This is a genomic window from Micromonospora eburnea, assembly GCF_900090225.1.
GTDB lineage: Bacteria > Actinomycetota > Actinomycetes > Mycobacteriales > Micromonosporaceae > Micromonospora > Micromonospora eburnea.
Genome location: NZ_FMHY01000002.1, coordinates 465170 through 486834, shown reverse-complemented (window position 1 = coordinate 486834; position 21665 = coordinate 465170). Strand labels below are relative to the sequence as shown.

Annotated in this window: 16 protein-coding genes; 7 read left to right on the top strand and 9 right to left on the bottom strand. The window is 72.2% G+C overall.

All coding sequences use genetic code 11. The annotated features are described in order from the left end of the window. The first annotated feature begins 251 nt into the window (after nt 1–251). Entirely contained in the window at nt 252–1817 is a 1566-nt protein-coding gene (locus tag GA0070604_RS02515) for a helix-turn-helix domain-containing protein (RefSeq protein ID WP_091113498.1), read from the top strand. A gap of 178 nt (nt 1818–1995) precedes the next feature. Here the strand turns inward: GA0070604_RS02515 and GA0070604_RS02510 are convergent, their stop codons facing one another. The 3 genes from GA0070604_RS02510 to GA0070604_RS02500 all read right to left on the bottom strand — a co-directional run bounded on the left by GA0070604_RS02510 (nt 1996) and on the right by GA0070604_RS02500 (nt 6487). Continuing rightward, nucleotides 1996–3075 carry a WxL protein peptidoglycan domain-containing protein gene (locus GA0070604_RS02510; protein ID WP_091126854.1) on the bottom strand — a complete coding sequence of 360 codons (1080 nt, stop codon included), beginning with the start codon at nt 3073–3075 and terminating at the stop codon, nt 1996–1998. A 91-nt stretch (nt 3076–3166) separates the two neighbouring features. Then, the gene (locus GA0070604_RS02505; protein WP_091113495.1) at nt 3167–5143 is read right to left on the bottom strand and encodes a purple acid phosphatase family protein; all 1977 of its coding nucleotides are present in this window, start codon (nt 5141–5143) and stop codon (nt 3167–3169) included. Nucleotides 5144–5269: 126 nt separating this feature from the next. Further along, a complete protein-coding gene (locus tag GA0070604_RS02500) occupies nt 5270–6487 on the bottom strand; it encodes a HupE/UreJ family protein (RefSeq protein WP_091113491.1) in 1218 nt (405 codons plus the stop codon). 395 nt (nt 6488–6882) lie between these two features. Between GA0070604_RS02500 and GA0070604_RS02495 the strand changes: the two genes are divergently transcribed. Further along, complete coding sequence (locus GA0070604_RS02495) at nt 6883–7332, top strand: type 1 periplasmic-binding domain-containing protein (protein ID WP_244161717.1); 450 nt, start codon at nt 6883–6885, stop codon at nt 7330–7332. Nucleotides 7333–7452: 120 nt separating this feature from the next. Here GA0070604_RS02495 and GA0070604_RS02490 read toward each other — a convergent pair whose 3' ends face one another. The 3 genes from GA0070604_RS02490 to GA0070604_RS02480 all read right to left on the bottom strand — a co-directional run bounded on the left by GA0070604_RS02490 (nt 7453) and on the right by GA0070604_RS02480 (nt 13947). Next, complete coding sequence (locus GA0070604_RS02490; RefSeq protein ID WP_244161716.1) at nt 7453–11814, bottom strand: ExeM/NucH family extracellular endonuclease; 4362 nt, start codon at nt 11812–11814, stop codon at nt 7453–7455. A 434-nt stretch (nt 11815–12248) separates the two neighbouring features. Then, nucleotides 12249–13040 carry an ABC transporter permease subunit gene (locus GA0070604_RS02485; RefSeq protein WP_091113486.1) on the bottom strand — a complete coding sequence of 264 codons (792 nt, stop codon included), beginning with the start codon at nt 13038–13040 and terminating at the stop codon, nt 12249–12251. After that, nucleotides 13033–13947: an ABC transporter ATP-binding protein gene (locus GA0070604_RS02480; protein ID WP_091113482.1), complete on the bottom strand. Its 915-nt coding sequence runs from the start codon at nt 13945–13947 to the stop codon at nt 13033–13035. The genes GA0070604_RS02485 and GA0070604_RS02480 overlap by 8 nt, the downstream gene beginning before the upstream one ends. Nucleotides 13948–14038: 91 nt before the next feature. Between GA0070604_RS02480 and GA0070604_RS02475 the strand changes: the two genes are divergently transcribed. Continuing rightward, nucleotides 14039–14518, top strand: coding sequence for a GbsR/MarR family transcriptional regulator (locus GA0070604_RS02475; protein ID WP_091113479.1), 480 nt, complete (start codon nt 14039–14041; stop codon nt 14516–14518). Here GA0070604_RS02475 and GA0070604_RS02470 read toward each other — a convergent pair. Beyond that, on the bottom strand, nt 14515–15420 hold the full coding sequence (locus tag GA0070604_RS02470) for a LysR family transcriptional regulator (protein ID WP_091126853.1): 906 nt from the start codon (nt 15418–15420) through the stop codon (nt 14515–14517). The two genes, GA0070604_RS02475 and GA0070604_RS02470, sit on opposite strands and share 4 nt — an antisense overlap. An 88-nt stretch (nt 15421–15508) precedes the next feature. Here GA0070604_RS02470 and GA0070604_RS02465 point away from each other — a divergent pair, with 88 nt between their 5' ends. From GA0070604_RS02465 to GA0070604_RS02450, 4 genes are all read left to right on the top strand, one after another. Further along, entirely contained in the window at nt 15509–16363 is an 855-nt protein-coding gene (locus tag GA0070604_RS02465; RefSeq protein WP_167363387.1) for an NAD(P)-dependent oxidoreductase, read from the top strand. Continuing rightward, a complete protein-coding gene (locus tag GA0070604_RS02460) occupies nt 16360–16767 on the top strand; it encodes a RidA family protein (protein WP_091113473.1) in 408 nt (135 codons plus the stop codon). Before GA0070604_RS02465 ends, GA0070604_RS02460 begins: the two co-directional genes overlap by 4 nt. A gap of 161 nt (nt 16768–16928) precedes the next feature. Continuing rightward, nucleotides 16929–17498, top strand: a complete 570-nt coding sequence (locus tag GA0070604_RS02455; RefSeq protein WP_091113470.1) for a sigma-70 family RNA polymerase sigma factor — start codon at nt 16929–16931, stop codon at nt 17496–17498. Between the two features lie 88 nt (nt 17499–17586). Next, nucleotides 17587–18345: a zf-HC2 domain-containing protein gene (locus GA0070604_RS02450; protein WP_091113466.1), complete on the top strand. Its 759-nt coding sequence runs from the start codon at nt 17587–17589 to the stop codon at nt 18343–18345. Nucleotides 18346–18390: 45 nt separating this feature from the next. On the opposite strand, the gene GA0070604_RS02445 is transcribed toward GA0070604_RS02450, so the two are convergent. After that, a complete protein-coding gene (locus GA0070604_RS02445; RefSeq protein WP_091113464.1) occupies nt 18391–19071 on the bottom strand; it encodes a response regulator in 681 nt (226 codons plus the stop codon). Further along, nucleotides 19068–21614 carry a DUF4118 domain-containing protein gene (locus GA0070604_RS02440; RefSeq protein ID WP_091126852.1) on the bottom strand — a complete coding sequence of 849 codons (2547 nt, stop codon included), beginning with the start codon at nt 21612–21614 and terminating at the stop codon, nt 19068–19070. The genes GA0070604_RS02445 and GA0070604_RS02440 overlap by 4 nt, the downstream gene beginning before the upstream one ends. Between the last annotated feature and the right edge of the window lie 51 nt (nt 21615–21665).

The window sequence follows — 21665 nt, the reverse complement described above, 5'->3', positions numbered from 1 at the left end:
CGTTCGGCACGAATATTTCGCGGAACCGGCGGACGTCACGGCGATCCGGCGCGACCTCCTTTTCGTGCGGATCGGCGAGCCGGCCGGACAATGCCCACGCACCGGGTGCGCACCTGCGGCTCGTCCGCTCCGGCGAATGTCGCGCCCACAGGCCCTCGCCCTTTTCTCGGCCCCCGCGCAATGCCATCGAGGAGTAGTCTCGCGGGCCAAACGCCACTGGCGTCCGCAGTGGACTGACGGAGGGCCACGCGATGGACGACGGAGAGACGTCGATCGGCAGCAACGGCGCCGAGGTCCGGCCGCGGCCCGGGTCGGCTCCGGATCCTTTCGCCGCGACCTCGCCGGCCGAGTTCGTCGCCGCGATGCGGGCGTTGAAGGAGTGGTCCGGCCTCACCTTCCGTCAGTTGCAGCGCCAGGCGGAGCGGTTCGGGGAGGCGCTGCCGCACAGCACGATCGCCGCCGTGCTGGGGCGGAACAACCTGCCTCGGGAGGCGCTGGTGACCGCCTTCGTCCGGGCCTGCGGCCTGGACCAGGCCACCGCCGCGTTGTGGCTGGCAACTCGGAAGCGACTCGCCGCTCAGGCGGTGCGGGAGGCTGCTCCGACGAACGGCGTGAGCCCGGATCCGGCCACCAGCGGGGAGCCGCCTCTCGCGCCCGAGCCGGTAGCGGACGCCTCCGGCGGACCGGGAGCGCCCGACGAGACCGGCCAACGCCCGCACTCCCCGACGGAGGTGGAACCGCTGCCCGTCCTGGCATCGGTGCTGCGGTCGGTGCCGCTGTCGGACCCGGAGGCGTCCGGTCCGTCGTCGGATTCGGAGGCGTCCGGCCCGTCGTCGCTCGCCCGCGACGCCAGCCCAGAGCCGCAGCACCTCCGAGCAGCCACCGAGGGGGTGACCGGAGCGGGCTCGGGGGATCGAAGGCCGGACCCGCCGTCGTCGGCCGGCCGGTTGGCGAACGTGGCCGCGGGGCGGACGGACGAGCGGTGGGTCGGCGTACACCGGCACGACCCTGCGGAGGAGGTGCCGCGGCCCGCCGGCCTCCGCTGGCTGGTCCCGCCGATCATGTACCGGACCGGCTGGGCGAGTCGGGTGCTGTCCGGCGTACTTGTGCTGGTCATGGCCGCCATCGCGGTAGCGGTGGTGGCTCGCGCCCTGCGCGACTCGCCGGGAACCGCGGTGGGCTCGGGCGGCCCGACCGAGTCACCGGTCGAGGAGTTCGATCCCCGGCCGTTGCCGGCGGCGCTTCCCTCCAGCGTCCCGTCGCCGTCCGCGTCCCGTTCGGCGGTGCCGCGCCCCAGACCGAGCGCGAGCACGAACACGTCGGCGTCGACGAAGCCGGCTACCGGCACGACGGCACCCGCCGGGCCGGCCACCGGACCGGTACGGCTGCGGGTGGCCCACACGGGCATGTGCGTGGGCGAAGGACCGGAACTCTACAAGCCGTCCGGCCGGATCGTGCTGGGCCAGCACCCCTGCGCCTCGGCGTCACCGCCGGTCATCATCGAGCAGGTGTCCGGCAAGGTGTACCGGATCAAGCTCGACAGCCCGGAGAACGGGATCGGCTGCGCGACGATCGACCTCGGCGGGCGCGTCGACGGCCTCCTGCTCTCCGGCGACGTCTGCGGCGCGGACCGGGCCGACCAGAAGTTCACCTTCGAGCCGCTCACCGGCGCGGCCGGCCGTTACCGGGTGCGCTCCGTGCCGGGAAAGGCGTACTGCATCGGCGTCTACGGGGAACACCGGGACGCGGGGGCCCAGCTCATCCAGAGCCCCTGCTCCAGCAACCTCGCGCAGGCGTTCATCGTCGAACGACGCTGACCGGCGCGTCCGGGACAGACCGGTACGGGGGCCTCCCGTGTCCCGTCCCGGACAGCACTTCCGGCTGCCCGGGACGGACCGGGACACGCTGTACAGGACGGACCGGGACACGGGACGGACCAGGACACCGCACACGGGACGGGTCAGGACACGCCGTACCGCGTGGATTTGTGGGCGGTCAGCGGGCCGGCGTCTCCTGCTCGCGCAGCGCCTGCTCGACGGCCTCCCGCACGCGGGCGTCCTCGCGCCGCCGGCGCCGGTCGCGGCTGCGGCGGGCGAGTAGCGGTCCCCCGACGACGGCCGCGACCAGTACGACGGCCAGCACCGACAGGGTCCACGGGACGGCCCAGCCGGACGCAGTGGCCGAGACCGGCTTGAGCGAGGTGGTGGAGCCCGACGCATCGGTGAGCAGGGGCGTGAGGGTCACGGTCGCGGCCAGCCGGACGGTCGGGGCCACGCCGTGGACGGGCACGGTCACCGCCCAGCTCTCCCCCGGTAGCAGCTCCGGCGGGGCCGCGACGTCGCGCGCGTCGGCCCGCAGCCACCCGAACGGACCCGTGATCGAGACGGCCTGCTGCGCCGACAGGATGGCGTTGCCGGTGTTGTGGATCCGGTAGGTGACGGTGGCGTCGCCCCTGCCGAACGGGTTGGACGTGCCGGCGTAGGCGACGTGGAGGTCCTCGACCGCGAGGCTCGGCTTGAGCGCGCCGCTGACCCGCAGCTTGATCCGGATACCGAGACGGCGGTCCACGTTGATGCCCTCGGCCGTGGTGGCCTGGGTCAGTGAGGTGAGGATGCCGCCCGCGTAGTCGCCGGGCGTGGCGTTGTCCGGGATGGTGACCGCGAAGGGGACCTCGACCGACTTCCCGGGCTGGATCACCACGCGCTCGCGGTCGGCCTGGACCCAGGCTCCGATCCCGACCGACTTCTTGTCCCTGGTGAGCAGGTCGAGCTGACCCGTGCCGGTGGTGAAGCCGTCGGCGGTGTAGACGGCCAGGTCGAGGGGGGCCTTGCCGCGGTTGGCGACGACCATGGCGTCCTTGAGCCGGCCACCGGGGTTGACGGCGTAACCGAAGCTGGACCGATCGGCGCCGTAGCTGTTCGAGGCCGTCCGGACCGTCCAGGTGACGTCGCCGTCCGCCGCGTGAGCGGGCGCGGCACCGAGGCCGGCGAGCGCGAGTGCGGCGAGCAGGGCCAGGGCGGCGGTACGGGCGAGGGCGGCCACGCCGGTCTTCCGGCGTGTTGCGAGCACGGGCATCTCGGGGTCCTCGGCGATCTCGATCGGTTCTGGAGAGACCGGCGGGGTGGGCACCCGAAGGTGCCTACCCCGCCGGGTGTGACGGGTCCGGTCAGCTGCTCAGCGCGGTGATCGTGAGGGTGGCCCGGTAGCTGCCCTTCTCGACGCTGCCCGGGATCTTCAGGTCCAGGTCGGCGCCCAGCTTGGCGGTACCCCGGGGGTGGCCCTGGGCGGCCCAGCCGAGGCCGCGCGAGACGGACAGGCCCGCGCCGCGGTCGTCGTAGCCGGAGGCCACCGGGCCGCTCGCCTGAGCACCGGCGCCGTCCGCGAGCACCTTCGGCGTCCAGCCGAGGTACGCGCCGGAGAACGACTTGTCGCCGTCCTGGAAGTCACCCACGCTGGCCGAGATCGACCACGGGGCGAGCGACCGACGGCTGTCCGACACGACGATCGGGTTGATCTGGCCGGTCGCCGCGAAGTAGTCGCCGTTGTGCTCCTCGGCCGTGCCGAGGTCCACCAGGCCGTTGTAGCCGTCGATCGTCCAGCCGAACTCGCCCGGTGCCGCGTTGGGCACGTTGACCTGGATGTTCTGGCCGTTGCCCTGGTACGGGTGCACGGTGACCTTGTCGACGATCGAGCCCACCGGCTGGTCAGCCGGGGTGTTGTTGCACCAGCTGCCCTTCTCCACCGACGCGTTCGGGGCGGCGCAGGTGCCGCTGCGGATGTTCTCGACGACGAGCTTGTCGTTGCGTACCTGGACCTTGACGTAGCTGCGGACGTGCTCCTGGTTCTGCACCGAGTTGTACCAGTAGCTGTCCGGGTTCAGCGGGTCGGCACCGTTGCCGGCGCCGCTCGACGCGCTGCTGTCCGGCTTGGTGATGTCGTAGTACTTCGAGCCCGAGGCCGAGTTTCCGGTCACGTAGATCACGCCGCCCGGGCCGGGGTACACGTCGGCGGCGCCCGGCTGCTCCTCCGGGTTCGCCTTCGCGCCGTTCTTGATGGCGTAGCTGCGGGAGTAGGCGTGGTCGTGGCCCGCCATCACCATGTCGATGCCGAGGTTGGAGAAGACCGTCGGGAAGTCGACCCGCCGCACCTTGGCGTCGGAGTCCTTGGCGTGGCTGGCCGGCGAGTACATGGCGTGGTGGAAGACGAGCACCTTCCACTTGGCCTCGGAGCCGTGCCTGTTGACCACATCCGTGATGTACGCGACGTGCGCCGCGTCGCCGCCACCGCCCGAGGTGGGGTTGTAGCTGTTGCTGTTGATGTCGATGAACAGCACGTCCTTGTAGATGAACCAGTAGTCACCCCCGGACGTGTTGGAGGCCGGGTTGCCGTTGGCGTACAGCACGCCCGAGCGGTCGGTGTTCGGGGTGAAGTGGTGCTGCTCGTACGCCTTGGAGCCGACGTCGTGGTTACCGATGGTCGCCGCGAACGGGACCTGACGCAGCTGGTCGGGAGAGAGGAAGGCGGTCCACTGGGTCTCCGTGCCGGCGGTCTCGACGTGGTCACCGCCCGACACCAGCAGCTCGGCGTTCGGGTTGGCCGCCATGGCGACGTTCAGGGTTTCCTGCCAGCCGGCCTGGTCCTTCAGCACGTCGCCCGAGGAACCGATCTGCGGGTCGCCGAAGAACAGGAAGTCGTAGTCGCCCTCGAAGTCCTGCGTCTTGAAGGAGTACGTCGGGGACCAGTTGCCCTCGGAGCCGACCCGGTAGGAGTAGGCGGTGTCCTCCTTCAGGCCGGTGATCGTCGCGTGGCGGTTGAAGCCGCCACTGGTGGCGATGTTCGCCCCACCGATCGCGTCGAAGGTGGCGGCACCGGCCGGGAACTCACCGTTGACGACCGAGGCGGTCGGAGCGAGCTGGACCTGCTGCGCGGTGTCGGCCGAGGAGTACCAGTTGACGATGCGCTGGGACTCGTCGGCGCCCACACCGAGGATGATGCCGGTGAGGGCGGTGGAGTCGGCAGCGCTGGCGCCGGTGCCCAGGCCGCTGCCGACGGCCACGGCCAGGCCCAGGAACGCCGCCGTGGCCCCGGCGGCCACGCGACGGCGTACCAGCCCGGGGGCCGGTGCCGGGGTGCTCAGTCTCATTGATTCCGTCCCTTTTCTAGAGAGGAGAGGTGCTCCAGGAGCGGACTCAAGGTTTCGTCGCCCGGTGAATCGGTCATGAATCCGGCCCGGCGGCTTCGTTGCGCTTCCCGGAACCCTGCGCCGGTTTCAGAAGCCGAGGATCCTTTGGACGAACCAGACCAGCCCCATAACGGACACGCCCGCAGAAATCGCGCCCGTCGCCCAGAGGCCGGCCGTTGCCGCACGGCGATACGACACGACCAGCAGGGGGAAGACGACCGCGATGATCGCCAGTTGCACGACCTCGATGCCGACGTTGAACACCAGCAGGGACCACAGCAGGCTCCACGACCATGCCTCGTCGATCCCCAACGCGCCCGCGAAGCCCAGCCCGTGTACGAGGCCGAAGCAGAACACGACCCCGAGCCGGATCCAGCCCGAACGGTCCAGGCTGAAGTGACCACCGCCCGCCGTCTCCAGGTCGGCGGCGTGGTCGCCGCGCCGCCAGATCCGCCACAGGTGCCAGCCGGCGACCACGGCGATCGACAGCGCGATGACCGGCTCCACGACCCGCGCCGGCACGTCGACCAGACCGAGGGCGGCGAGCATGAACGTCACCGAGTGCGCCAGGGTGAAACTGGTGGCCGCCAGCACGATCTCCCGCAGCCGCCGTGACCCGGCGATGAGCGCCAGCAGGAACAGAATGTGGTCGATCCCGGTCAGCAGGTGCTCCCCGCCCAGCCGGAAGAACTCCCAGAACCGCTCGTACCACGCCTGGGCGGTCGAGAAGGACGGGCGAGCGGCGTCGAGCGCGGCACTGCCCGAGCGACCGTCGAGCTCGTAGGTGACGATCGTCTTGGTGCTCTTGACGTAGCCCTCGGTGTCGGGGAAGAGCGCGCTGCGTACCTCGTGCCCGTCGTCCCGCTCGGGGCAGGCCCAGTCGAGCAGCAGTTCGGCGTACGGCACGTCCTCCCGCTCGCCGATGGTGAAGTCCCCGACCTGAGTGGGGTTGCAGGGCGTGCCGCCGGAGGTGACCGAGAGGCGCCCGGTGACGTATTCGACGGCCGATTTCCGGTGGGCGTTCAGCGCGGCGGCCTGCCCGGCGGTGTCACCGGCGTCGAACGCCGGGATGCCCGCCTTGAAGAGGGGGTCGTCGTGCTGGTAGTCGGCGGCGGAGACGACGTAGAGGTCGTACTCGAGTTCCAGCTTCGTCCGCACCCGACCCTCGTCACCGTCGGTGACGTGGAGGTACACGGTCGACGTGAACCCGTGGGCGAGCGCCGGGCCTGCGTTCAGGACGGCGAACACCACCGCGATGATCCCGATGACGGTGACGGCGGCGGTCCGGCGGACACGTGTTGACATGCGGCTCCTTCGGTTGGCGAGTGCACGTTGCACGCCGCGGCTGAACGCCGACCGGACCGCTGGCGAACCGCTGAAGAACAAACCGCCGGAACGGCGGCCAGCGGATTGACCTGGGCGGGAACTGGGATAGGAAGGAGCACGCGTATTCCCGCGAGCCCTCGGAGGACGACCGCCTTGCGCCCCCCGCTCCGGGCCGTTGCCACGCTGGCGACGGCCGCCGCGCTGGTCACCGGATGCAGTTCCGGCGACGACTGGTCGCGGCCACACTCGAAGCCCATCCCCGTCGGCACCCTCGGCCCAGGCTTCGTCGACCCCTCCGCCCCACCCACCCCGGAGGGGACCGTCACCCCCGACCCGGTTCCTGGTCCGGGGTACGCCCGACGAAGGGCTACCGGGTGGTGCTGCTCACCACGGGTGACGACCGGCCGACCAGGGCCCTCGTGACCGCGGTGAAGGAATGGGCCCGGGAGACACACGTCGATCTCAGGACGGTGACCGCGGCGGACGGGCACGATCTCGTGCCCAGCATCAGCCGAGCCCTGGAGATGGGCCCGGACCTCATCGTCAGCGCGGGCAACGACCTCGTCGACCCCCTCGCGCTGGTCACCCCGCACCACCTGTCGCAGCAGTTCCTCGTGGTCGGCGCGGAGCTGGCCGAGCCCACCCACAACGTCACGGCGGTGGACTGGTCCGGCGCGTCCTTCCGGGGCGAGGGGCTCGGCATGTCCTCGGCGTACGACCCCGAGTCGTTCACGGCTCAGCGCTGCGCGGCGGCCATCCGGGCAGGTGTCGCGGCGGTGCTCAACGAGTTGACCGGGATCGTGATCTGGCTCGACCAGGTGTGACGAGGCGGGGTCGGCACGGGGTCGACCCCGTCGGCATTCAGGTGGCTCAGCCGGCGCCGTAAACGAGTCCGCGGCCGGAGCCTGATCGGCTCCGGCCGCGGACCGGTTAGCACATCCGGACTACAGCTTCGCGCACTGGCCCGAGGACGGGCCCTTCACGCTGTTCGGCCGGCTCTCGTTCACCGGGGCCGGGTTGTTGCCCGAGCAGGCCAGCGGCCCGCTGACCGTGTTACCGGCGACGACCACCGGCTGGCTGCCGGTGTTGCCGTTGACGGTGATCGGGCCACTGACGGTGACCGCGTCGATCCGTACCCCACCGGTGTTGGCGGTGACCGACACCGGGCCGTTCACCTTGCCCTCGGCGATCTTCAGCTCGCCGGTGGCGCCGGTGACCGTGACCGGGCCGGACACCGTCGCGCCGGAGAGCTCGAACAGCACCGGGCGGGTGGCGGAAACCGGGCCGCTGATGGTGCCGCCGGTGACCACCAGGGAGGCACCCGGGTTGACCGTGACCGGGCCGGAGACCGTGGCGTTCTCCAGGCAGACCAGGCCCGCGCTGACCACCAGCGGCTTGCTGTACTTGCCGGTGATCGTCGTGGTGCACTGCGGACCGGCCTGGCCGATCGTCGACCGGGGCTGGGTGTCCGGGGTGACCGGCGAGTTGGCGGCGAGGTAGCTCACCAGCATGGTGAGGTCGTTGTCGCCGGTGGTCGCCGGGTTGGTGCCCCCGCCCAGGGTGGTGAAGTTGTCACCACCGGCGGCGAGGAACGAGTTCACCGTGACCCGGTAGGTGCCCGACAGGTCGAGCGGCGTGCCGTTGAGCTTGACCGACGTGATCCGCGAGCCCTTGGGCGCCTCGGGGTTGTAGGTGTAGCTGAAGCCCTTCGAGACACCGAGCCAAAGCACCGGACGGGACGCGCCGTCGGGCTGCCACTGCTCCTCCAGCACCTGCTTGATCTGGGCACCGGTGTAGCTCTTGGTGACCACGTCGTTGGAGAACGGCTGGACGGCGAAGGCGTCGGCGTAGGTCACCGTGCCGTCGGTCCGGTAGAGCAGGTCGGCCCGCAGACCGCCCGGGTTCATGAACGCGATCTGCGCCCCGCCCCGGCCGGCGTCCTTGGTGCCGGCGAGCTGCACGTCGGCGATGAAGTTGCCCAGCGCCGACTCCGCGCCGCGGTCCTCGTTGCCGTTGGTGTAGGCCCGCTTGATGTCCGCGGTGATCGAACCGAGCTTCTCCTTGCCCAGCTCGGCCGCCTTGACCTTGGCGGCGGCCACGATGTCGGCCACCGCCGGGTTCGCCGGCGCGCCGACCACGTCGACCAGCTGCGCGTCGGAGGCGGTCACCGAGCGCGACTCCGGATCGAAGGTCAGGCTGACCTTGCCCAGCCGCATGCCGTAGTCCTCGGCCTGCACCACCGGACGCAGCTTGTCCGATCCGGGGACCGGGAGCTTGAACGCGTACGGCTGGTGGGTGTGGCCGCTGAAGATGGCGTCGATGGTGGCGTCGACCCGGGTGAACTTGCCGAAGACCGGGTCGTTGGCCAGCGCCTCGGCGGAGGTGATGTTCTCCGTCGCGGCGCCCTCGTGCGCGAGCAGCACCACCACGTCGGCCTCGCCGTTGTCCGGGTTGCCGTCCTTGAGCTGGCGGGCCACCAGGTTGGCCTCGGCCACCGGGTCACGGAAGGTCAGACCGGCGATGCCGTCCGGGCTGACCAGCGACGCGGTCTGCTCGGTCACCACGCCGACGTAGCCGACCCGGACCCCACCGAGGGTGCTGACCGAGTACGCCGGCAGCGCCCGGGTGTCGCCCCGGTACACGTTGGCGCCCAGGTACGGGAAGTCGGCGCGGTCGGACACGCGGCCGGTGAGGTCGGCGATGCCCTTGTCGAACTCGTGGTTACCGACCGCCGAGGCGGCCAGGCCCATCGCGTTCAGCGCGTCGATCGTCGGGTTGTCCCCGTCGATCGCCGAGATGAAGGTGGACGCGCCGATGTTGTCGCCGCCGGAGATGAACGCGGTGTTCGGGTTCTGCGCCCGCAGCTGACCGACCAGGCCGGCGAGCTGGGCGGCGCCGCCGACCGGCTGACCACCCACGGTGGCCGGGGACTCCAGCCGGCCGTGGAAGTCGTTGATGCCGAGCAGCTGGAGGTCGACCGGCTTCGCGCCGGTGCTGATGCCCACCACGATCGGGTTGTGGTCGCTGGCCCGGTACGGGGTCGGCTCGTAGAAGGCGGCCAGCCCGTCGTACTCGAAGGCGAACGACTCGACCGCGTTGATCTGCCAGACGTCGATCCCGGTGACCCGCGACGCCAGCGACGGCGAGGCGAGGGCGTGGTCGAGCGAGCCGGACTCGCCACCGAAGACGTAGGTGGCCTTGCCGGTGTTGTTCAGGTCCTGGTACTGCTTGGCGTAGAGGACCTGCATCGGGTCCTCCTGGGTGTACGCGTTGAAGTCACCCAGCAGGAGCACGTCCTCGGTGCCGCTGTCGGCCTTGACCCGGTCGACGAACGCCGTCAGCGCCTTGGCCTGCCGGACCCGGTCGCCGTTCCAGCTGCCCTGACCGTCACCGGTGTCGGCGTTGTCGCCGGTCCCCGTGCCGCCCTTGGACTTGAGGTGGTTGACGACCACGGTGAAGGAGATCTTCCCCGCGGTGAACGTCTGCGCGATCGGCTCGCGGGCGTTGAACCACACGCTCTCGTCGTTGACCGAGCGCGACGCGCCCTTCGGCTGGACCTTCGCCGGCTTGAAGATGATCGCCGTCGTGATGAAGTCCTGCTGGCTGGGGCCGGGCAGCTCGGCCGGGCTACGGACGTAGTCCCAGGTCCCCGCGCCGTCCTTGGCGTTGAGCGCGTTCACGAGGCGCTTCAGCGCCTGCTGCGGGTCGTTGGCGTTGAACCGGACCGAGTTCTCGATCTCCTCAAGCCCCACCACGTCGGCGCCGAGCGCGCTGATCGCCGCGACGATCTTCGCCTCCTGCTTGGCCAGCCCGGCCTCGTTCGCCGCGCCGCGGGCGTCACCCCCGAAGTGCACGAAGTAGTTGAGGACGTTGAAGGTGGCCACCCGGATGTCGCCGCCGACGTTCGCCGGCGCGGCGGTACGCGGGTTGGTGGCCTTGAAGGTGGTCCGGGTAGCCGTCGGGGTGTCCGCGCTGACCGGGGTGGTCGGCTGGAAGCGCCACTCGTCGAAGCCGTACGACAGCACGACCGGGCCGAACGCCTCGACCGAGTCGCCGACCCGCAGCGGGTTCTCCTTCGACAGGTACGGCGGCAGCAGCCCGGCGGTGGACAGGTTGGTGGTCTTGCCGTCGTCGAGCAGGATCCGCCGGAGCTTGTTGTCGGCGATCAGCTGCTTGGCGGCGTCCGAGCCCGGACGGGCCAGGTCGGTCACGTTCGGGGCGACCTTGTCACCGGCGGCGAGCACGACCTCGCCGTACCGGTTGGTGTTGTACACCTCGGAGACGGTGTACTGGCCGACCGGCGCCACCAGCATCGACTCGACCGACTCGCGGGCACCCTCGGCCAGCGGCAGGCTGACCGGAACCGGGGCCGGCAGGGTCGCGCCGTGCTCGCAGACCTGCACGTCGGTCTTGGCGGCGGTGCTCAGCTGGGTGAGGCCGTTGTACTCGCTCGGGACGCCGCTGACCCGCACCCGGTCGCCGATGACGACCGACGGGTGGTTCGCGGTGTTCGTGCCGAGGTAGACGAAGATGCCGTCGGAGGCGGTGCCGGCAGCCACCGGACGGTCGCCACCGCTGCCGGCCGTCTGCACGTAGACGCCGTTGTAGCCACCGGTGCGGTGGTCGGCGGTCACCACGCCCTCGACGGTGACCCGGCTGCCCGCCAGCGGCGTGGCGCTGCCGGTGCCCTGGACCTCCGCGATGGTGCGGTCGACGGTGACGGTGCAGCCGACGCCCGGATCCGGGTCCGGGTCCGGGTCGGGGTTGCCGGTGCCGTTGAGGACACCGAAGGTGTTCGGCGCCGGGGCGTTCCACTTACCGTTGATCTTCTGGAGCGAGTGGCCGACGGGGGTGTTGCTGGTCTCCTCGACCCCGATGTCGGTGCCGGTCATCCCGTTGGCCGGGCCGCCGACCGCGGTCATGGTGCCCTCGTAGGTGAGGAACTCCGCCACCGCGCCGGTGGGAGAGACCAGGGCGACGCCGTCCGGGGACCCGTTCTGGATGCCGTCGGTCGGGTAGTTGGCGACCACCACACCGGCCGCCGGCACCGTGCCGCTCAGCGTCCGGGTGTTGTACGCCGCGCCGTTCGCGCCGTTGTAGAGGACGATCTGCCAGCCGCTCAGGTCGAAGCCGACCGGCGCCTCGATCTCGATCGCCTCACCGGTGTCGGTGCCGACGTTGTCGTAGTGGATCTCACTGATGAATGGGGTCGCCGCCGGTGCGGCAGCGAAGGCGGCGCTGCTGCTCAGCGCGAGCGCACCGCTCGTGACGAGTACGCCCAACACCCTGCCAGGGTGTCTGCGCATGGGTCGGAGCTTCAAAGCTGTTGCCTCCGAGAGGGGGATGGACTGGTGGAACCTAAGCGCAATTGGTGTCTTCGCAGGAGCCGCCAGATGTACGGAGCAGGTTAGCCTGTCGGCCAGAATGCAACGTAGATCGAACAACGGTGCGCCGAGCCACGAAACGGACGCGGGCCCACGTTATTTACTGATTTCGATTATTCGCTCGCGCTGCGTAATGACTCTGAACGCGACAGGCACGACTCCGGGGAGCAATCCGGTTGCCGTACCCCGGAGATCGTGACAGAAGGCGGTGCGCCCGTGCAGCCGGGGGATGCCTCGTCGTCGGCCCGGCCGGCGGCAACGTCCACCGTGGCCGTCGGACGGGCGGCGGACCTGCTCCGTTGACGGTGTGGCCGGCGCGATGCTCGCACCGGCCGCGCCGCAACTCGGGTTTGCGGTCAGCTCGTCAGGTCGCGACGGTCGAAGGCCCTGGTGGCGACGGCCACGAGGAGAGCGGTAAGGCCGACGAGGACCGCGAGGTGGGTCCACTGGAAGCCGTACCGCAGCGGCTCCCCGCCGTCGTAGTAGTAGAACGGGGAGAGGTAGCGGAGGCCGTCGACGCCGACGGGGCCGGCCATGGTGCGCAGGGCGTAGCTGAGGACGGCGACGCCGGCGGTCACCCCGAGGGTGACCGCCCGGTTGCCGGTGACCGCGCCGACGGTCAACGCGATCGCCCCGAAGGCGACGACGAGCAGGGCGAGTGCGGCGCACTGCGCGGCGAACTGGGTGACGCTGACGTCTTGCAGCCGGGCTCCGGAACGGATGGTGAGCATGGCGAGCCACACCGTGCCGGCGATGAGCAGAGCACCGGTGGCGAGTGCGGCGAAGCGGGCCAGGACCAGGCGGGTACGGCTGACCGGGTGCGCGAGCAGCAGGTCGAGGTGACCGGCCTCCTCGTCGCCGGCGACGGCCCGGGTGCCGACGGTGATGCCGTAGCCGACGGCGATCAGCGGCACGATGATGCCGAACACGCTGGAGCCGAGGTAGCCGGCGGCGGAGACCAGGTCGTCCATGCGGAGTGCCTCGCGCAGCCCCGGGGAGAAGCCCTGCACGGTCTGCTCCATCGCCCCGTCGGCGATCTGGGGATAGAAGCCCCCGTACATCGCGGCGAGGAGGGCGGTGCCGGCGGCGAAGCCGACGAGCGCACGGCGACCGTCACGCAACGTCTGGCTGGTCATCACGTCAAACACGGGTTCGCTCCTGGTCGGCGCTGTCGGCGCGGTAGTAGGTGAGGAACGTCTGTTCCAGGTCGGGTGTGGTGGCGCGCAGCGCCGCCACGTGCTGCCGGGCGAGCAGCCGGATCAGGTCGTCGGGGCTGCCGGCGAGTTGGAAGCGGGCCGTCGAGCCGTCGACCGTCAGGCCGGAGACGCCAGGCAGGGCGGCCAGCCCCGCCCGGTCCACGGCCTCGGCGAAGGTCACCTGGACGTCGTGCACGGTGCTGGCCCGCAGCTGCGCGACGGTGTCGAGGGCGACGAGTCGACCGGCACGGATGATGCCGACGCGATCGGCGACCGCCTCCACCTCGGTCATGACGTGCGAGGACATGAAGACGGTCTGGCCGTTGGCGCTGGCCTCGCGTACCAGGTCGAGGAAGGTCTGCTGGACCAGCGGGTCGAGGCCGGAGGTCGGCTCGTCGAGGATGAGCAGGTCCGGCCGGTGCATGAACGCCTGCACCAGGCCGACCTTCTGTCGGTTGCCTTTGGACAGCGCCCGGATCCGGGCGGCGAGGTCCAGGTCGAGGCGCTCGGCCAGTTCGGTGATGCGGGCCTGCGGGACGCCGCCGCGTAGCCGGGCGAGGAATCTCAGGCATTCGCCGACCCGCTGTCGTCGGTTGACCACGAAGTCGCCGGCGAGGTAGCCGACCCGCCGGTGCAGGGACACCGCCTGCCGCCGAGGATCCTGGCCGAACAGCAGCGCACGGCCGCTAGTGGGTCGGATCAGATCGAGCAGCAGGCGGATCGTGGTCGACTTTCCCGCCCCGTTGGGGCCGAGGTAGCCGAACACCTCACCCGGCCCGACCGTGAGGTCGAGGTCTACCAGACCTCGGCGGCTGCCGTAGGTCTTGGTCAACTTCTCCAACTCGATTACCGCGCTCATGCCGCAGACAGTATCGAACTTTCAGAGATTCCTGAAGTCTTCGAGCTGATAGAGTGGCGGGTACGACAGACAGCACGGCGGAAGGACGCGTATGACGGCACTGAGTGGCCCGGCGGAACATCTGGCGCTCTCCCTCACCCAGGGCGGGATGCAGCGGATGACCGCCCGGGTGCTGGCCGCACTGCTCTTCACCCAGGAGGAGGCGATGACCGCCGGGGACATCGTCGAGGCCCTGGGGATCAGCTCGGGCAGCGTCTCGACCGCGCTCAAGTCCCTGTCGACGGTCGGGCTGATCGAGCGGGTCCCGGCACCCGGCAGCCGGCGCGATCACTTCCGGGTACGCGAGGGCGCCTGGGCCAGGCTCATGTCCGGTCAGAACGCCATCGTGACCGTCATGCGTGACGCCGCCGAGCAGGGCATCCGGGCCGCCGGGGCGGACAGCCCGGCGGGCCGACGGCTCGCCGAGATGCGGGACTTCTACGACTACCTGTGGCGGGAACTGCCCGCGCTCATCGACCGCTGGCAGACCAAGCAGGCCGACCAGGCCGGGCCGACCACGCAGGCGGACTAGGCCGGGCCGGCCAGCCCGGCCGCCACCGTGTCGAGATGGTCGAGAAACCGCCGCACCGCCGGCGGCCGACTGCGACCGCCGGCGGTGGCGGCGAAGACCCGCCGGACCGAGGCATCATCCGGATGCAACCGGAGCAGGGCGAGGTCGGGCGGGGTGGCCCGGACGGCCAGCGCGGGCACCAGGGCGACCCCCAACCCGGCCGCGACACAGCCCAGCTTGCCGGTCCACTCCGCGGCCACGATGTCGATCCGCGGCCGGAAGCCGGCCGGCAGGGTGGCTCGCAACAGCGTCTCCTCGGCGGTGGCCGAACCGGCGATGAACGCCTCGTCGGCCAGCTCGCGCAGCCGCACCGTACGCCGGTGCGCGAGCCGGTGCGCCCGGGGCACCGCTACCAGCAGGACCTCGTCCACGAGATGGTGCAGGTCGAACCGGTCCTCGTCGAGGGGCTGGTCGGGAGCCGCGCTGACCACCACGACGTCGGCGTCCCCGGCGAGCAGCCGGTCCAGCAGCCCGGGCGTCAGCCCCTCGACCAGCGACAGCGCCACCTGGGGGTGGGCGGACCGGAAGGCGGCCAGGGCTCGGGGTACGAGCGCGGCGACCGCCGTCGGGAACGCGCCGACCCGCAGCCGGCCGGCGGTCAGGTCGCGGAGCGCGGCCAGGTCCCGGCGGGCCGCCTCGAGCCGATCGAGCACCGCCTCGGCGTGGGCGAGCAGGCACCGGCCCGACTCGGTCAGGGCGACGCCACGCGGCAGCCGGTCGAACAGGGGCGACCCGAGTTCGGCCTCCAGGGCGGCGATCTGCCGCGACACCGCGGACTGGGTGTAGCGCAGGGTCCGTGCCGCCGCGGTGATGGAGCCGTGCTCGGCGACGACGCGGAAGACCTGGAGGGCCTGCGGCTGCATGCCGTCATCATGCCATGCGACTGACGAATGGCAGCGATGCCGAACATTCGTTGGTAGCATGGCTGGCCAGCATCTAGCGTTCCGGGCCATGGACGTCATCGCACTGCTGGGCACCGGCACGATGGGCACGGCGGTCGGCCGCCGCCTGCTGGCCACCGGGCGGCAGCACCTCACGGTCTGGAACCGCACCCCCGCCCGGACGGGCCCACTGGTCGCGGCCGGCGCACGGGCCGCCGCCACCCCGGCCGAGGCGGTCCGGGACGCCGACCTGGTGATCACCATGCTCACCGACGCCGCCGCCGTCGAGGAGGTGCTGTACGGCGTCGACGGGGCGGCAACAGCCCTGCGCCCCGGCACCCATCTGGTCGAGATGTCCACCATCGGCCCACGGGCCCTGGCCGAATTGGTCGGGCGGCTGCCGGCGGGCGTACCGCTCGTGGACGCGCCCGTCGCCGGCAGTGCCGGCGCGGCCCAGGCAGGTCGGCTCGTGGTGCTGGCCGGCGGCACGGAGGCGGCCGTCACACGGGTCACCCCGGTGCTGAAGCTGCTCGGCACGGTCCGCCGCTGTGGTGGTCCCGGCCGTGGCGCCGCGCTGAAGCTGGTGCTCAACACCGCCCTGGTCACCGCCGTGGCGGCCACCGCCGACGCGCTGGCGGTCGCGGAGGCGGTCGGCGTGGACCGGCGTACGGCGGTCGAGGCCCTGGCCACCGGACCGCTCGGCGGCGCGGTCGCCCGGGCGACCGCCACGGACGCCGCGTTCGCCGTCGCGCTGGCCGCCAAGGACGCCCGGCTCGCGCTCGACGCGCTCGACGGGGTGCCGGCACCCGTCCTGCGGGCCACCGCGTCGGTGCTGGCGGCCGCACCCCGCCCGGACGAGGACATCGCCGTCCTCACCGGCGTCCACGACCTGGACGCCGCGCCCCACGACAAGGAGCAGGCATGACCGTGACCCTGGACAACCCCGCGACCGTCGCCGCGCCGTTCGGCGACCGGTTCGCCCACGTCGCCCGCCTCGACCTGCCGGGCGGCGCCCTGCTCGTCCTCTCCGGCCAGGTCGGCGTCGACGACGACGGCGCCGTGGTGGCGCCCGGTGACGTCCGGGCGCAGTCCGAACGGATCTTCGAGCTGATAGACGGGCTGCTCGCCGCGCACGGCGCCACGTTCGCCGACGTCATGCACGTCCGGACGTTCATGACCGACCTCGGCGACCTGGCCGGCTACGCGGCGGTCCGCAACCGGTACTTTCCGCACGCCAAGCCGGCGAGCACCACGGTGGAGGTGAGTCGGCTCTTCCTGGCCGGCGCGGTGCTGGAGGTGGAGGTGACCGCCGCCCTGACCACGGGCTGACGCCGGATCTTTCGCCGACCGGACCGGGGCGGCCCGTCGACCGCAACGACGAAGAAAAGCGCGGGGCATCGCTTGCGGTACGCTACCAACCAGTCACTACTACAACCTGTCGTGTCCGCCGCCGGTGTACGTCCGGCCGGTGGCCCGAGCGGAGGTGCCGGATGGCCGACGACGACGCGGAGCTCACCGCGTGGGCGTTGGCCGCCGGCCGGGGCGACCGGGACGCGGCGGCCCGGTTCGTCCGCGCGACACAGCAGCAGGTCCGACGGTTCCTCACCGCGCTGACCTCCCCGTCCGAGGCCGAGGACCTGGCCCAGGAGACCTTCCTGCGCGCGATGCGGTCACTGCCGTCGTTCGCCGGCCGGTCCTCGGCGCGGACCTGGCTGCTCACCATCGCCCGCCGGGTCGCGGTGGACCACGTACGTGCCGCGACGGCGCGTCCGCGGACGGTGCCGATGGCCGACGATTACGACGCCCCCGACGCGTACCGTGGCGGCTTCGACCGGCAGGTGGTGCTGGAGCAGTTGATCGCCGCGTTGCCGGCGGAGCGGCGCGAGGCGTTCGTCGCCACCCAGGTGCTCGGCATGTCCTACGCCGAGGCGGCCCAGGTGTGCGGTTGCCCGGTCGGCACCATCCGCTCCCGGGTGGCCCGGGCCCGCGAGGACCTCGTCGCGGCCGCCGAGAGTCGGCCCGGTTGGGGCGCACGGCGCGGCGGCGACGCGGCGGGGTGACCGGGCGCATCCCCGGTGACCTGCGCCGAAACGGCGGCTCGGCCGACCGGGCGGGAACCGCAGCCCCTCGCTGAGCGACTATCGGTACATGGGGTGTGAACAGTGGCGTGAGGTGCTGTCGGCGCTGTTGGACGGGGAGGAGACCGCCGCCGAGCGGGTGACCGCGGAGGCCCACCTGAGCGGGTGCGGCGGCTGCCGGGCCTGGTACGACCGGGCCGCCGCGGTGACCCGCCGGGCGCGGCTGTCGGTCACCGTGGCCGGCGACGACGACCTCACCGATGTCATCCTCGCCGCGCTGCCGGAGCCGGCTCCGGCTCCGCGCCGGACCCGGATCGTGCTCACCCTGCGGGCGGTGCTCGGCCTGATCGGCGCGCTACAGGTCGTCCTCGGCCTGACCCAGATCGGCCAGGGGGTGACCGGCGTCCACGACCACGCGGCGGCCGGCGCGTTGGCGTCCGGGCACCTGTGGCACGAGTCGGCGGCCTGGAACGTCGCCGTCGGCGCCGGATTCCTGTTCGTCGCGGCGCGGCGCACCCCGCCGACCGGGCTGGTGCCGATGCTGTCGGCGTTCGTCGGCACGTTGGTGCTGCTCTCGGTCAACGATCTGGCCACCGAGCGGGTGGAGACCACCCGGCTGGTCAGCCACGGCTTCCTGCTCGCCGGATACGCGGTCGTGGTCGCGCTGTCCCGCCCCCGGCTCCGGCCCGGCGGCCCGGCGCACCGCGAGCGCCCGGAGGGACCGCGTTGGCACCTGCCCGCCGAGGAGCAGCCCGAGCCCCCGGGGCTACGGCTGTTGCCGCCGCCGTACCCTGGTTCGGCCCGTGCCGCAGACCGCTGGGCGGCCTGACCGGCGCCCGGCCGACGGCATGACCAGCGGGCGTCGCCCGGGGACTCAGGGGCGGTAGCGGTAACCCATCCCGGGCTCGGTGATCAGGTGCCGGGGGCGGGCCGGGTCGTCCTCCAGCTTGCGCCGCAACTGGGCCATGTACTGCCGCAGGTAGTTGGTCTCGTGGTGGTATTCGGGGCCCCACACGTCGTGCAGCAGCTGGCGCTGGCTGACCAGCTTGCCGGGGTTGCGCAGCAGCTTCTCCAGCATGGCCCACTGGGTCGGGGTGAGCTTGACCTCGGTGCCGTCGTCCCGAGTGACGGTCCGGTCGGCGAGGTCGACGGTGTGCCGGCCGACCCGTAACGCCGGGGCGCCGGGCGCGACGCCGCCGAGCCGGCGGGTGACGGCCCGGATCCGGGCGAGCAGCTCGTCCACGCCGAACGGCTTGGTGACGTAATCGTCGGCCCCGGCGTCGAGGGCGGAGACCTTGTCCTCGCTGCCGGCCCGGCCGGAGAGCACGATGATCGGCACGCTGGTCCAGCCGCGCAGGCCCCGGATCACGTCGACGCCGTCCAGGTCGGGCAGCCCCAGGTCGAGCACCACCAGGTCGGGCGGATGACCGGCGGCGGCCCTGAGCGCCGCCCCGCCGGTCTCGGCGACGAGCACGTCGTAGCCGCGGGCACGCAGGTTGATTCGCAGGGCGCGCAGGATCTGCGGCTCGTCGTCGACGACCAGGATCCGGGTCATCCGCGTGCCCCTTCCGAAGCCTCGGCGGCTGGCAGCCGCACCACCATGGTCAGCCCGCCGCCCGGCGTGGTCTCGGGGGTGATGCTGCCACCCATCGCCTCGGCGAGCCCCCGGGACAGCGCGAGCCCGAGGCCGACCCCGGTCTGGTTGTCCCGGTCGCCGAGGCGCTGGAACGGCAGGAAGACGTGCTCCCACTGGTCCTCCGGGATGCCGGGGCCGGTGTCGATGACCCGCAGCTCCACCTGCCCGGCGTGCGCGCTGGCGGTGATCGTGGGCGGCCGCCCGGGCGGGCTGTGCCGCAGGGCGTTGGCCACGATGTTGACCAGCACCCGTTCCAGCAGGCCGGGGTCGGCCACGGCGGCCGGCAGGTCGGCCGGGATGTCGGTGGCGACGTCGGCCGCCGCAGGCCCGAGCTCGTCCAGCGCCCGGGGTACGACGTCCTCCAGCCCGATCGCCGTGGCGGTGACGCCGAGGACGCCGGCCTGGAGCCGGCTCATGTCGAGCAGGTTCGCCACCAGCCGGTCGAGCCGGTCGAGGGACTCGTCGGCGGTGGCCAGCAGCTCCTCGCGGTCGTCCGCGCCGAACTCGACGTCGTGGCTGCGCAGACTGCTCACCGCCGCCTTTGCCGACGCCAACGGCGTACGCAGGTCGTGGCTGACCGCGGCGAGCAGCGCGGTGCGCAGCCGGTCGGCCTCGGCGAGTGGCCGGGCGGTGGCGGCCTCCTCGGCGAGACGTTCCTGGCGCAGCGCGACGGCGGCCTGCGCGGCGAACGCCTCGACCACCCGCCGGTCCGCGGCCTCCAGCCGGCGACCGGAGAGCACCACGGTGAGCCGGTCGTCCACCGGCACGGCCGTCTCCCCGGCGCTGGGACTGCCCGGTGGCGTGTCACCGACGCCGGCCACCACCCGCCAGGCCGCCTCCTCCCGGGCCCGGCCGGGTCGCCCCTCGGCCTCGGCGACCAGTTCCAACACGCTCACCGCGCGCAGCGCGAAGGTCTCCCGCAGCCGGTCCAGCAGCGCCGGCAGCGGTCGTTCGCCGCGCAGCACGCCGCCGGCCACGGTGGCCAGGGTCTGCGCGTCGGCCGAGGCCCGCGCCGCCTCCCGGGTACGCCGGGCCGCCACGTCGACCACCCAGCTCACCGCGATGGCCACGCCGACGAAGACGCCCAGCGCGAGGAGGTTGTCCGCCTCGGCGATGGTCAGCGCGTGGTAGGGCGGAGTGAAGAACCAGTTCAGCAACAGCGAGCCGCCGAGTGCGGCGACCAGGGCCGGCCACAGCCCGCCGACCAGCGCCACCCCGACGACACCGGCGAGGAAGAGCAGGATGTCGTTGGTCAGGGTGAGGTCGGGCAGCGCCGCCAGCAGAACGGTCAGCAGTGGCATGCCGAGCGCCGCGAGCGCGTACCCGAGCAACCGGCGCCGCCGGGAGAGCGCGGCCGGCACCCTGGCCGCCCGCCGGCCGCGCCCGGCCTCGGCATGGGTGACCAGGTGTACGTCGATCGGCCCGGAGAGCGCGGTGGTGGTCACTCCGACGCCCCGTGACAGCAGTTGGGCGAAACGCCCCCGTCGGCTGGCGCCGAGCACCAGTTGGGTGGCGTTGACACCGCGGGCGAAGTCCAGCAGGGCGGCCGGGATGTCGCCGCCGAGCACCTGGTGGTACGTCCCGCCGAGGCTCTCCACCAGCACCCGCTGCCGGGCGAGCCGGGCCGGGTCCGCCCCGGCCAGCCCGTCGCTGCGCGCCACGTGCACGGCGAGCAGGTCGGCGCCCTTGCTGCGGGCGGCGATCCGGGCCGCCCGCCGGATCAGCGTCTCGCCCTCCGGCCCGCCGGTGAGCGCGACCACCACCCGTTCCCGGGCCTCCCAGGTGGCGGAGATGCCGTGCTGCGCCCGGTACGCGTCGAGCTGCTCGTCGACCTTGCCGGCCAACCAGAGCAACGCCAGCTCGCGCAGGGCGGTGAGGTTGCCGACCCGGAAGTAGTTGCCCAGCGCGGCGTCGATCCGGTCGGGGCGGTAGATGTTGCCGTGGGCCATCCGGCGGCGTAGCGCCTCCGGGGTCATGTCGATCAGCTCGACCTGCTCGGCGGCGCGGACGACCTGGTCGGGGACGGTCTCCCGCTGGGTGATGCCGGTGATCTGCGCCACGACGTCATTGAGCGACTCGAGATGCTGGATGTTGACCGTCGACAGCACGCTGATGCCGGCGTCGAGCAGTTCCTGGATGTCCTGCCAGCGCTTGTCGTGCCCGGAGCCGGGCACGTTGGTGTGCGCCAGCTCGTCGACCACGGCGACCTCGGGGCGGCGGGCCAGGACCGCGTCGAGGTCCATCTCGGTGAACCCGCCGCCGCGGTACGTGATCGCGCGGCGCGGCACCACCTCCAGGTCACCGATCATCGCCGCCGTGTGCGGCCGCCCGTGGCTCTCCACCAGGCCGATCACCACGTCGGTGCCGCGCTCGGCCCGCCGCTGGGCCTCCTCCAGCATCGCGTACGTCTTGCCGACGCCCGGGGCGGCCCCGAGATAGATACGCAGTTCACCCCTCGGCACGAACACCATCCTCTCCGAAGGAGGGGCCCCCTGTTAACGCCTGGCGAGGTG